The organism is Microcystis wesenbergii FACHB-1317 (genome assembly GCF_014696875.1).
Lineage (GTDB): Bacteria > Cyanobacteriota > Cyanobacteriia > Cyanobacteriales > Microcystaceae > Microcystis > Microcystis wesenbergii_A.
On sequence record NZ_JACJQV010000087.1, the window covers coordinates 1 to 11,421 of the forward strand.

Below are 11,421 nucleotides of genomic sequence, written 5' to 3' on the forward strand. Positions count from 1 at the left end.
ATTGTTCCCAGTATTATTACTACTAATACTATCCATAAAGGGTGTCTTTTTCCTTGATCTTTCCGAAAGTCCTTGACTTGTTTCAGTTTTTCTATTAAGCTCAACATATGTTTAAAAAGTTGGCGGTCACTTCTCATTTTACCTGATAGTGATCGCTTTTACTTTTGATATTCTGATGGGAGAATGAAACAGCCCTACCCCTTGCCCCCCGACGTCGGGGGGGTCTTGCATGAGTGCCTCTTGCCTCATCTCAACAAGCATGGGACTTAAACGCTCAACAAGAGTAGAATCGAGTAGAATCGTTACAGAGTAAGCATTTTACGTTGGGAGATTAGCGATGAAAGAGACAACCCCAGCCGCGATGCCCCCGTGCTTTGACCGATGGTGTCGGCGGTTTGACAATTGCTTCAAGAACGAAGCGCAAAAAAACGGCTTCAGACAATATTTTGGAGGATTATTAGGGCAAAGTGAAAGGAAAAACCTGACTCAAATGGCCAATAATGCCGTCGGAGTAGTTTATAACCGATTACACCACTTTTTGACGGAATCGCCTTGGTCAGACCTTAAGGTGAATGAATGCCGATTGCAAGTGATAGACCAATGCCGCCAGACGCAAATCCCCCGAGGATTTACGCTGATTGTCGATGACTCAGGACATCGAAAAAGCGGCAATCTGACCGACGGAGTTGGGAGGCAGTACCTGGGAGAAATTGGCTCCCACAGATAACGGAATCGTCACCGTCACTACCCATCTTTACGATGGGAAAAAAAGTTGACCACTAGAGCTAGAAATCTATCAACCGGCGAGTTCTTTACCCCAAGGAAAAGAAGACCAAGAGTTTAAGAAAAAACCAGAGATAGCGATAGACTTAATTGAGCGGAGCTTAAAAAGAGGCTATCGACCAAAGATAGTGTTAATTGATGCGGGTTATGGCAACAACACAAATTTTCTAAAAGACCTGGAAGAAAGAAAGCTAAAATACTTAGGAGGAGTCGCAAAAAATCGAAAAGTAATTAGGGGCTGCTGAAAAAGTTTGTTGGTGGGGTTAGGAGTCGGTCGTCAGGAGTCAGGAGTCAGTAGCCAGTCGTTTCAGGCTTTGTTGTCCTCTTTTTTTTGTACCAGTTTGTGTACTTAAATAAGGATAATACAAGGTTTTTGAAGGTCTTAATCCTATTTTCGCAGCATGAACATCGGATTTTAGCAGGTCAAAAGCCTTATTTTAAAAGGGTTTTACCATTATTCAGCAAGACCTATTTAAATTACGAACAGCTTAATATGTTCCGTGGCAAACAGTGGGGCAAAAGCGATCTGAAGACCGCCAAAAATGCCTCTTAGTTTAACTGCTATAAGAATTCATCTTTCTATCGTATTGAGGACGACAGGGACTGCCCCAAGCGACCTTTTGAGCGGGAATATCGGCAAATACGCTACTTCTTGCCCCAATAACAACATTAGAGCCAATTTTTACCCCCGCAGCCAAGAAACAATCGGCCGCGATCCATGTACCATTACCAATGAGGATGGGAGTGGTTTTTAAGCGGAAAGAGCGATCGCCCGGATCGTGACTGCCAGTGCAAAGATAGCATTTTTGAGAAATCACACAATGACTGCCGATGGTAACGTTATCTAAACTATAAATCACCACATCATCGCCGATCCAAGTATAATCACCGATCGCCACTTTCCAAGGATAAGTCACCCTTACCGTCGGGCGAATTTTCACCCCAAGGCCGATTTTAGCCCCGAATAGCCGCAAAATAGCGCAGCGAAAGCTATCCATCTGGTGCAAACTGAGGGGAAAAAGAATTCCCTGTACTAACCACCAAAGTAGGATAATCGGATTAGAACGACCGCGATCAAACCAAGATTGATCGTAGGTACGCAGATCTAGCCACGCTTCCTCATCGGTGCGGATTTCTGGGGACATAGGACTTATTTAATCATTTCTACCGGTTGAGGTTCCGAGGGTTTAACCGGGGGATTAGCCTGGGCATTAACGTTTAATTTACCGCCAAATTGCCGTAATTCGTACAATTTAACCCCTATTTGGTATTCGTACTGACTCAAAAGACGACCGTAGATATAACCAGCTTTACCATCCAAGAAACCGAGACGGATAAAATAAAAGAGAATAAAGCGCAGCAGCGGTTTAAAGGGCAATTTTACCCAAATTTTCTTTAAAAAGCGTTTTCTCTGCACCGCATCACCGAACAGGTTCGCTCCGATCGTGCCGCTTTCGTCATTACCCGTGAGAATATTGTAATAAACTCGCGCCTCCCAGTTGGAATAACGATTATGTCTTTCTAACCAATGATAGATATCGCGGAAATCGATGTGCAGCATATCATTTTTCAGATAGCCCACCTTGCCATCGAGGATAACGTGTTCGTGAACCTCGTTATCTCCCGTGTTGGGGATATCTTCGGTGTTTAAATTCTCGTATCTGCCCGACTTATGTTTAAATAAGCGCAGATTCCAGTCGGGATACTTGCCACCATAACGGATCCACTGTCCGAGGAAGAAGACGCGACGATTGAGATAATAACCGTTATAGTTGGGATCTTGGATCACGGTGGCGATTTCGTCCCATAGTTCGGGGGTGATTCTTTCATCACAATCGACGATTAATACCCATTGATTGCGAAAAGGCAGGTTATCGAGGGACCAGTTTTTCTTTTTCGGCCAACGACCATTAAAATAAAATTGGACTACATTAGCTCCATAGTTTGTAGATATTTCGATCGAGCGATCGCTACTTTGGGAATCGACGACAAACACTTCATCAGCCCTAGCAACACTCTCTAAACAAGCGGTAAGATTAGATTCCTCGTTTTTGGCGGGAATCAATACCGATACGGGAATTTTTTCTGATTGACTAAACATTGGTACACTGTGGCTAGGTAGAGTGTTCGCACCTTTCCTTAAAATCCTTAGTTACTCAGAAAGCGAGAACCAAGACCTAAGATTTTTTTTAATCTTACTATACCTTATTCGGTTTTTTACGCTATCCCTAGGCTTGAACCTAAGAGAGAGACTCCTAGAGACTTGGATATTCTCCCAGAAAATAGCGAAAAATTCGATAAACAATACAGATGTTCTTGTATCTAAATTTCTAACTGCGAAATAGACGACTATACTGGGTTTCGTGGTTCATACTGGCAAAACTTAGCCCCCAACTCCAACTGCTCAGGTTTTCATCGGCTAAACTGATAATATCTGCTGTTGCTGTTAATAAACTGGGCTGTAAACCGATCAGAAGCGCTTGTCCTAGGGTTTGTCCTAGGGGAATTAAACGCAATCCCGCATTGATTAAATTACTTGCCCAACTGTGTAAATAGCCTAAAACCGCTAATTCTTCCCCAATTTGCCAATGAATTGCCCCGATCGCAAAGGCGGTGGCATAATTAGCCTGTTCCGGTAGATTATCTCTGTCCGCTGCTAACTCCCGCAATAAGTTTAACAGCGATCGCCCCATTTGCCAGCTTTGTTGTCTTAATTCGGCTGTTTCTCGCGTTGCCGATAACCAGTTATCCCAATAATTAAGTTTTGTAAAATCTTCTTGACAAAAACAACGATATACCCTTAGCAAAACAGCCGTTTCTAAGCGAATCGAGCCTTGGCAAAGCGATCGCTGTAACCAATCATTTAAGCTGGCACTATTGGAGATAATCCCCTTTTCGACGAGGGTTTCTAGCCCTTCGGAATAACTATAGGCCCCCACGGGTAAAATGGGACTAGCCAATTGTAATAAACACAAAAGTTCTTTTTGATCGAGCATAGAAAACCGAGAAAATTGTCCTTAACACAATTGGGGAAATGCTTGGCACTTTGCGGCACTCTCTGAATTATATCGTGGTTAATAGCCACAATTATAAACTGTTATACTTATGTCCTCACGAGAACAGCATTTTCTGAAAATAAATCTTGTCGTTCTCCTCTTGATTTTAGCTTTGATTGCTGGGGTTGATCGGGCAAAATTAAACTCTAGTCTTTTATTTTATCCTCCCGCTACTCCCCCAACTCCGATCGCTGGTTTATTAACCCATTCTTTTCAATTGCTTTGTTGTTTACCTCCGATTGTTTGCCTTTTTAGTTATGCTTTATTGTCCAGGAATGAAAGTTTCAATAATTCTCGCCATTTTTTACTTTTTTCTGGTATAATAACGGGACTTTTTGCCATCAATGAAATCTTCAGAATTCATATCATTCTCCTCTATTTTAATATTCCCAAATTCTTGACTATCTCTGTTTATGCCCTCGCAATTCTGATTTATGGTTTAGTATTTTGGCGGCGAATAAGACAAACTTATTACCAAATTTTAATCATCGCTTTAGCACTTTTAACTTTGGCGATCGCTATTGATTTTCTCCAGATTAACAATCGAGGTTTTGCTAGTCTAAGTGAAGGAATTCCCAAACTGTTAAGCGCAGTCAATCTAGCCAGCTATTTTTGGGATGTATGTTTTCAAGAAATTTCCGCCCAGATCAAATCAAAATAAATTATCCATTTAGCTGTTTAACCAGATGTGATATTTCGGGAAGAATCAGTTTTTCTAGGGCTAATTTAACGGCATTAGTGGAACCAGGGAGAGAAAAGACTAATAAGTTTTGATAAACCCCGGCTATTGCCCTCGATGCCATGGCACGGGAGCCAATTTCCTGATAGCTGAGATAACGAAATAATTCGCCAAAACCGGGCAAAGTGATCCTTAATAAAGGTACTAAAGCATCGTATGTAGTATCTCTAGGAGCAATACCTGTACCCCCATTGAAAATTAAGACTTTGATCTGATTTTGATTGCTAATCTCTGGTAAGATGGCTTGAATTTGTAAGGGTTGATCGGGGATAATTAAATATAGGCCGATATCATGACCCGATCGAGTTAGTAACTCTTGAATTATCTGGCCACTCCTATCCGTCTCTGGGGTACGAGTATCGCTCACCGTGACTACGGCACAGGTAAGGTGAAGGGGTGTGGTGTCGGGATGGGGAATAAAGGTCATAATTAGCGATCAGCTGAGAGTTCGAGAACAACAAGCATTGAGAACAAATGTATGCACTAATCAGTCAGTGCAGTCACCCTAGAATAAAAAACTTAACTTTTGCAAGTATTGCCGATTTTTACCGGTTTTTGGAACCTTTTCGCCGGTAATGATGACAAGGTAAACAGATTATCCCAAAATAACAAAATCGAGATTATCATCTAATTGGTATAGATTATGACTGGAATTATGAGTCAACTCAGTCCCCTACAAGCCGAACAAATCAAGGAAATCGGGACTTATTTACGTCAAAAACGGGAAGAAAGCTGTCTGAGCATAGACGATATCGCCGCCCTGACGATGATTAGAGTACCAATGCTAGAAGCGTTGGAAACGGGGAATTGGCAGAAATTACCAGAATTAATTTATGTCAAGGGATTTATCAAACGCTACGGTGATGCCCTAAAAATTGATGGCAAAGCTTTAGCTGATCGCTTGTCTCCTAGTGCGGAACAATTAGCCCAGGAGGTAACTATCCCGAAAACACTGCCCACAAAAGTTACCCCTCCCCCCAAGGCTGAACCCGCTGCCCCAAAAGTGGAACCGGTGAAACCAGAAAAACCAGCCCCGGCAGCTGGCCCCGAACCTGCTAAATCAACCTTTTTCGGGATGTATCTCTGGCTAGGCTTGCTGGCGGGTATATTTTGCGGTATTGGCTATCTTTTCCTCCGTCCCCCTCTCTCTAACCCCCCTACCGTTACTCCCTCTCCTTCTCCCGTGGTTTCCCCCGCGCCGGTAGTCCCTCCCGCACCGGCAGCCTCTCCTTCCCCTTCTCCTCAGCCAAAAGTTCCCCTCTCAGCCCAGGTAACTATTGAACAGGCCGCTTGGGTACGGGTAATTGCCGATGGCAAAAAAGTCCATGAAGGCACTCTCCAACCTGGGACTAAACGAACTTGGACAGCCCAAAAGAGTTTAAATATTCGATCGGGCAATGCTGGCGGTGTTAAAATCTCTCTTAACGAAAAACCTGCCCAATTAATGGGTAAAGCTGGTCAAATCGGCGAAATCACCCTGACTGCACCTTCTCTCAGCGATCGGTAAACAGTAATCAGTCAACTAAAAACTCACACCTGAAAACTGAAAACTGATAACTGAAAACTGATAACTGAAAACTGAAAACTGAAAACTGATAACTGAAAACTGATAACTGAAAACTGATAACTGATAACTGATAACTGATAACTGATCAGGCCGCATTATCCCAGATGGGGGTAAGAGTCTGATAATCGTAGCGGGAAGCATTGGGATGACAGGTGACACAGGTGGTGTGACCGAGAGGAGTGGGTAAATTGACCCTAGGGTGCAAAATTTTTAAATAGCTGGACTGTTCAATTAGGAGGGGAACAAAAGTAGTCTCGCTAAGAGGGCGGGAAGAATAACTGAGATAATCCCAGATAAGACGCTGAGTAATGCCAACAATTGGTTTTAAACGGATACCATAGTGAGAATTAGGATTTTCGAGGATTTTTTTCCAAGTTTGACTGGGTAGGATGCTGGGGGGAATGGCAATATGGCAAGTGGCACAATTTTCTAGATAGGTTTGCTCTCCAATTTGATAACGATTCAGCACTGTATCCGAGGCAGGCGATTGGGCGATCGCTGGTTGTTGAAGTAGCGAAGCCAGTAGAATACCCCCTAGAATACTGAGGAGAAAGAGGATCAGAAAAAAAATCGATTTCACTTGACCGCTGGAAGGCATGACTGGGACAACGGGTAATTGAACACAATTTTGACACTCCCACCGTCAAGCTGACGCTGTGACGGGGGATTCTTGATTCACAGAAACCCGCTTTTGGGTACAAGTACCAACAAGTCTTACAGTTTCTCCCCAAGCTTGAAATTCCGACTGTCCATCGGTATTTGTTGACAGTATTCTCATACCTTCTTCCCTTAAATTCTTGGCGGCGTTTTCATCTCTATCGTGATGACTCTCACATTCTGGACAAATCCATTCACGAATACTGAGAGTCAACAAATCATTTTTAAATCCACAGCAAGAACAGAGTTTTGTACTCGTATAAAACCTGTCAACTTCTACAAGTTTTCCTCCCTCTCTTTCTAGCTTGTAATCCAAGAAATTAAGCAACATACCAAAACCAGCGTCATGTATTGATTTGGCTAATTTAGTCCTTGCTAACCCTTTAATATTCAGATTCTCGGCTACAACGATTTGGTTTTCATCGCACAACTTTCTGGAGAGTTTATGAAGAAAATCTTGTCTAGTATTTGCTATCTTCTCGTGAACCTTGGCTACCTCCTTAATGGCTTTTTGGCGATTATTAGACCCCTTGGCTTTACGAGACAATGCTTGTTGTCTCCGCTTTAAACGTTTAGCGTATTTTCTGGTAGGTTTGATTGGGTCAATCTTGTAGGTTGTTTCACCATCAAAAACTGTAACCAAAGAACATAAACCTAAATCTATCCCTGATATCTTTAGTTTTTCAATGGTTGTTGAGTCATCCATTTCCAACAAGATGGCAGCAAAATATTTATCTGTACTGGTTTTAGAAACAGTTACGGATTTAATCTTGCCTTTTATCACTTGAGAAATCTTAGCTTTTACAACACCTAATTTAGGTAGCTTAATTCCATTATTTCTAATTGAACAACTTTCAGGATAACGGATTGATTGTTTTTTGTGCCTACTTTTAAACTTAGGGAATTTTGTTCTTTTTGAGAAGAAGTTCTTAAAAGCAGATTCTAAGTTTTTCAATGATTGCTGCAAGGTGGCGGCAGTAGCCTCAGCTAACCATTCAAAATCTGGCTGTTTCTTGAGTTGGGTAAGGTCTTTTGCCATGTCACAGTAGGTCATTCCTTTACCCGTCTCTAGGTACTGATTGTTAGTTTTATTTAAGTAGTAATTCCAAACAAAACGAACGCAACCAAAGTTTTTATTTAAGGCCAGTTCTTGTTCTTTGTTTGGGTATATTCTCACTTTTAAAACATTTAACATCAGCCTGACCCCATCTGTGTTATTTTTTTAGTGTAACACTTACCGCTTAAATATGTCAAGCTCATACATACCTTGAGAATCAAGTCTTTCCCAATAAGGAAACGCTGTCGTATTAGTTTAGATTCTGGTGGCAATTCTTCGTTACATTAATTTCTGGTATATTTTTGATTAAGGAGAAATTTAACGGGAGTCCTCTTGCTCCATTTAGATAGAGTCCTATAGCAGCGGGCAGAAGGCAGTATTTCCGCTGCTTTTGCCCCCTTTTAGAGAGATTCTTCGCTTACGGAACCATCTTCCTGCACCCAGGCGAGATTTTTAATCATCCGATCGCGGGCATAGGTGCGAATTTCTGCCTCGCTGCGACCACCTAAATCGATCGCCACCCTCAGATTCGGATCACTGGTGCGAAGGGAGCGAGCCTTACTAAAAGTCGCTATCTGGGCGTTATTACCCAAAGGGATAAGCAACCAGTCGAGGGGTGGAGCTTGACTGGGTAAAGTCTGCCCTGATAATAAACTTTCGTGCAGTTCTTCGATATTCAGGGAAAAACCGATACCGGGAGCCGATTGGCCCTGGGGATGAAAAACGCCCAATAATTGATCGTAGCGTCCGCCCTGGCCTAAAATACTGAGATTTTGCTGGTGATCACTAACGGCTTTAAAAACGATGCCGGTGTAGTAATCAAAGGTTTGAATGAGACTTAAATCGAGAATTAGGGGGAAAGGACTAGAGCGATCGGCATTAAGCAGCTCGACTAGGGATTTAAGGTTATTAACGGCTTTTTGGGCCGATTCTTCCTGGGCTAATACTGCCACTTGTGCGAGGACATCGTGAGGATTACCGCGCAGGTGAAATAATTGTCGGGCTTGCTGCCGGAGGGTTTCGTTGGGATAGGGAAGATTTTCGAGGCTAACGTAGTCGAGGAGGGCTAAACAGCGTTTCACCTGTTCCCGCAAGGGACCGGGAAAAGGGGAAAGTAGGGAACGAGTCAAACCCGCTTCTCCTAGAATAATCTGCCAGTTAGGGACGGCCAAACCATCGAAACAGTCAGCCAAGAGCAGTAAAATCTCGGCATCAGCTAGTAAACCGCCAGAAAAGAGCAGTTCTACCCCCGCTTGATAGAATTCCACTTGACGACCGTGATAACCAGCACTAGGGCGACGAAAAACGTTAGCCCGATAACAGAGACGTTGGGGATAGGACTCCCCACTCATGCGGGAGACGGCACTGCGGGCAATAGAAGCGGTTAATTCCGGGCGTAATCCCGATAGTCCTTGACTATCCCCGTGGAGTTGGATCACGGTGCTGGGATCGATCGCACCGCCTGCGGTGAGGGTGTCGAGCCATTCAATGGTGGAGGTGACAATCCTTTGATAGCCCCAACGCTGAAAGACAGACTGAAGGCGATCGTTAATCCAGCCTTTTTGGGTAACTTCTAGGGGTAATAAATCCCTTGTCCCCGCCGGGGGTTGATGAATCATGGGAGTTTGCTAATCAAAATCGGTGGCACTGGTCAGTCCTATTTCTTTTTACCACCAAATCGAGACCAAAAACCGCCATTGCGATCTCCTTCCCCTTTTTGTCCCTTCTGGTGTTGCACTTCAGTATTAGGATTAACCACTTGATCTAGTTCCCGTTTGCACTTAATCACCGTCGCATCTTGGGGGCTGGCTTTCCAGGCGCGATTGATATGAACCCGAGCCATGGAGAGTTGATTTTGTCGCAGGTAGGCTAACCCGAGCAGGGCGTGACAGATACTATTATCTGGTTCCTCCCGCAGGGCATCGCGCAATTCTCGCAAAGCTTGGGCGGGGTTATTTTGGTCAAGAGAGGCTTGGGCGCGGCGAATATAGGCTTCTAGTGGCGATTCTTTGGCTTTAGCCCGGGCTGGCGTGGTTACAGTAGCCCCGACTAACTCGGACTGGTTAGGATTGCCTTGGGAGATAAAGACTTTCCGGGTGGTTTTCTTGTTGCCCTGACCTTCGGTTAACATTAGATAAACCAGATTGAGTTCACTGAGTTGGGCGATTTTCTGATAGGCATTTTCTAGGGCGGTATATTGATCGATCGCCAAAGATTGCAGGATTTTTTGATAGGCTAATTCATAGTTAGCGGTGGACTGGGCTAGTTTTCTAGCCGGTTCGCTACTGATGGTGATTTTACCGGAATCCCTCGCCATTGCCTTGCCCATTTCTGTTAAAACAAGGCGAAATTCTTCGCGAGACTGGTTGCGGCCGAGATGTTCGTAGGCAGGGTTAACTAATTTTGAGAGTAAATGATGAGCCTGTTCCCTTTCGGCGGTGGTGTAAGTGCGACAGGTATCGGGATGGAGTTTATGGGCGATTTTTAAGTAACGCTGGCGAATTTCCTGATGCTCGGCATCGATCGAGACTCCTAAAATAGCGAAGTGATCGATTAAATCAAATTGAAACAATCCCTGGGAAATTGGAAAAGTCATAGAACGGCTCCTGTCTCTGATTAGAATGATAACGCCATAAATAGAGTTGGCTGAAAAAGTTTGTTGGTGGGGTTAGGAGTCGGTCGTCAGCCGCCGGTCGTCGGTGGGGGAAGTCAGAATAACAGAATGACCTCGCGCGCCTGGAAGCGGCACCCTTTGCGTTCTCGCGTAGGGAGTGCTTTGCGTTCGCCTCCGGAAAGTGCCAGGGTTTTGAGTCCCTCGGAGCGATTTCTCAACGTTTGTTTCTGGCACTTTTTTGGGAAAAAAGTCTCCAAACCCTTTTCTAGCAAAGCTTATACTGATATTCAGCCCACCCTAAATGTTAAAAGGATTCAAAATGAAACCGCCAAGAGGCAGCTTTTTGCAGAGCCTGACTCAAGGGGGTGTGAATCTGTCCGTTAGTCGCCAGAATTCGCCCCGTTTCCATCCTAAAAGGACTCTCATCGTAGGCGGTAATTTTACCGCCAGCTTCTTCGATAATAACAATTCCTGCGGCCAGATCCCAGGTATTAATCCCTCGTTCCCAATAACCATCTAAGCGCCCACAGGCCACATCGGTTAAGTCTTTGGCAGCAGAACCGCTGCGGCGTACCCCTTGGGTCAGATGGGTGAGATAACAGAATTCGGCATAATTATTATCGGAGGTTTGACAGCGATCGTAGGCAAAACCCGTCACCAGTAAACTTTTTTCTAGTTCACTCGTCCGGGAGACATGGATCGGACGACGGTTCAGGGTGGACCCTAAACCCTGGGCTGCCCGAAATAGTTCCTTTCTAAAGGGGTTATAGATGACTCCCACTGCTGCTATCCCTGCGATCAGTAGTCCGATGGAGACGACGGATACGGGATAACCGTAGGGTTGATTCATTTAAATTAAGTACAGCGGATTTTGAGTCAATAAATTTGAATGAAAATTCTCAAGTTTATCTTTTTCTAATCAAAAGAGTTAGTGACAATAACTAATCT

Annotated in this window: 10 protein-coding genes and 2 pseudogenes; 3 read left to right on the forward strand and 9 right to left on the reverse strand. The window is 44.0% G+C overall.

Going from position 1 to position 11,421, the window contains the following annotated elements; all coding sequences use genetic code 11:
- Positions 1 to 337: 337 nt before the first annotated feature.
- Positions 338 to 1,016: pseudogene (locus H6F92_RS04780) on the forward strand (IS701 family transposase); the annotation flags it as partial.
- A gap of 321 nt (positions 1,017 to 1,337) precedes the next feature.
- On the opposite strand, the gene hpsU reads toward H6F92_RS04780, so the two are convergent.
- The 3 genes from hpsU to H6F92_RS04795 form a co-directional block, all read right to left on the reverse strand.
- Positions 1,338 to 1,928 (reverse strand): hormogonium polysaccharide biosynthesis acetyltransferase HpsU, encoded by a 591-nt coding sequence (hpsU, locus tag H6F92_RS04785; protein WP_190356967.1) that lies wholly within the window; start codon positions 1,926 to 1,928, stop codon positions 1,338 to 1,340.
- Between the two features lie 5 nt (positions 1,929 to 1,933).
- On the reverse strand, positions 1,934 to 2,884 hold the full coding sequence (locus H6F92_RS04790; RefSeq protein ID WP_190356968.1) for a glycosyltransferase family 2 protein: 951 nt from the start codon (positions 2,882 to 2,884) through the stop codon (positions 1,934 to 1,936).
- 229 nt (positions 2,885 to 3,113) lie between these two features.
- Complete coding sequence (locus H6F92_RS04795) at positions 3,114 to 3,779, reverse strand: urease accessory protein UreF (protein ID WP_190356969.1); 666 nt, start codon at positions 3,777 to 3,779, stop codon at positions 3,114 to 3,116.
- Positions 3,780 to 3,888: 109 nt separating this feature from the next.
- On the opposite strand from H6F92_RS04795, the gene H6F92_RS04800 reads away from it, so the two are divergent.
- Positions 3,889 to 4,500 (forward strand): hypothetical protein, encoded by a 612-nt coding sequence (locus H6F92_RS04800; RefSeq protein WP_190356970.1) that lies wholly within the window; start codon positions 3,889 to 3,891, stop codon positions 4,498 to 4,500.
- 1 nt (position 4,501) lies between these two features.
- Here H6F92_RS04800 and H6F92_RS04805 read toward each other — a convergent pair whose 3' ends face one another.
- Positions 4,502 to 5,005 (reverse strand): MogA/MoaB family molybdenum cofactor biosynthesis protein, encoded by a 504-nt coding sequence (locus tag H6F92_RS04805; protein WP_190356971.1) that lies wholly within the window; start codon positions 5,003 to 5,005, stop codon positions 4,502 to 4,504.
- Between the two features lie 216 nt (positions 5,006 to 5,221).
- Here H6F92_RS04805 and H6F92_RS04810 point away from each other — a divergent pair, with 216 nt between their 5' ends.
- Positions 5,222 to 6,085 carry a helix-turn-helix domain-containing protein gene (locus H6F92_RS04810; protein ID WP_190356972.1) on the forward strand — a complete coding sequence of 288 codons (864 nt, stop codon included), beginning with the start codon at positions 5,222 to 5,224 and terminating at the stop codon, positions 6,083 to 6,085.
- 145 nt (positions 6,086 to 6,230) lie between these two features.
- On the opposite strand, the gene H6F92_RS04815 is transcribed toward H6F92_RS04810, so the two are convergent.
- The 5 genes and pseudogenes from H6F92_RS04815 to H6F92_RS04835 all read right to left on the reverse strand — a co-directional run.
- On the reverse strand, positions 6,231 to 6,743 hold the full coding sequence (locus H6F92_RS04815; RefSeq protein WP_190356973.1) for a dihem cytochrome c family protein: 513 nt from the start codon (positions 6,741 to 6,743) through the stop codon (positions 6,231 to 6,233).
- A 45-nt stretch (positions 6,744 to 6,788) separates the two neighbouring features.
- On the reverse strand, positions 6,789 to 7,997 hold the full coding sequence (locus H6F92_RS04820) for an RNA-guided endonuclease InsQ/TnpB family protein (RefSeq protein ID WP_190356974.1): 1,209 nt from the start codon (positions 7,995 to 7,997) through the stop codon (positions 6,789 to 6,791).
- A 263-nt stretch (positions 7,998 to 8,260) separates the two neighbouring features.
- Positions 8,261 to 9,478 (reverse strand): ATP phosphoribosyltransferase regulatory subunit, encoded by a 1,218-nt coding sequence (locus H6F92_RS04825; protein WP_190356975.1) that lies wholly within the window; start codon positions 9,476 to 9,478, stop codon positions 8,261 to 8,263.
- A gap of 38 nt (positions 9,479 to 9,516) precedes the next feature.
- Positions 9,517 to 10,455, reverse strand: coding sequence for a J domain-containing protein (locus H6F92_RS04830; RefSeq protein WP_190356976.1), 939 nt, complete (start codon positions 10,453 to 10,455; stop codon positions 9,517 to 9,519).
- Between the two features lie 322 nt (positions 10,456 to 10,777).
- Positions 10,778 to 11,320 (reverse strand): annotated as a pseudogene (locus H6F92_RS04835) (inositol monophosphatase family protein); the annotation flags it as partial.
- Between the last annotated feature and the right edge of the window lie 101 nt (positions 11,321 to 11,421).

What these genes read in the sequence shown, in the direction of transcription:
- hpsU (WP_190356967.1), bottom strand. Translation starts at nt 1,928, where the DNA reads ATGTCCCCAGAAATCCGCACCGATGAGGAAGCGTGGCTAGATCTGCGT.
- H6F92_RS04790 (WP_190356968.1), bottom strand. Translation starts at nt 2,884, where the DNA reads ATGTTTAGTCAATCAGAAAAAATTCCCGTATCGGTATTGATTCCCGCC.
- H6F92_RS04795 (WP_190356969.1), bottom strand. Translation starts at nt 3,779, where the DNA reads ATGCTCGATCAAAAAGAACTTTTGTGTTTATTACAATTGGCTAGTCCC.
- H6F92_RS04800 (WP_190356970.1), top strand. Translation starts at nt 3,889, where the DNA reads ATGTCCTCACGAGAACAGCATTTTCTGAAAATAAATCTTGTCGTTCTC.
- H6F92_RS04805 (WP_190356971.1), bottom strand. Translation starts at nt 5,005, where the DNA reads ATGACCTTTATTCCCCATCCCGACACCACACCCCTTCACCTTACCTGT.
- H6F92_RS04810 (WP_190356972.1), top strand. Translation starts at nt 5,222, where the DNA reads ATGACTGGAATTATGAGTCAACTCAGTCCCCTACAAGCCGAACAAATC.
- H6F92_RS04815 (WP_190356973.1), bottom strand. Translation starts at nt 6,743, where the DNA reads ATGCCTTCCAGCGGTCAAGTGAAATCGATTTTTTTTCTGATCCTCTTT.
- H6F92_RS04820 (WP_190356974.1), bottom strand. Translation starts at nt 7,997, where the DNA reads ATGTTAAATGTTTTAAAAGTGAGAATATACCCAAACAAAGAACAAGAA.
- H6F92_RS04825 (WP_190356975.1), bottom strand. Translation starts at nt 9,478, where the DNA reads ATGATTCATCAACCCCCGGCGGGGACAAGGGATTTATTACCCCTAGAA.
- H6F92_RS04830 (WP_190356976.1), bottom strand. Translation starts at nt 10,455, where the DNA reads ATGACTTTTCCAATTTCCCAGGGATTGTTTCAATTTGATTTAATCGAT.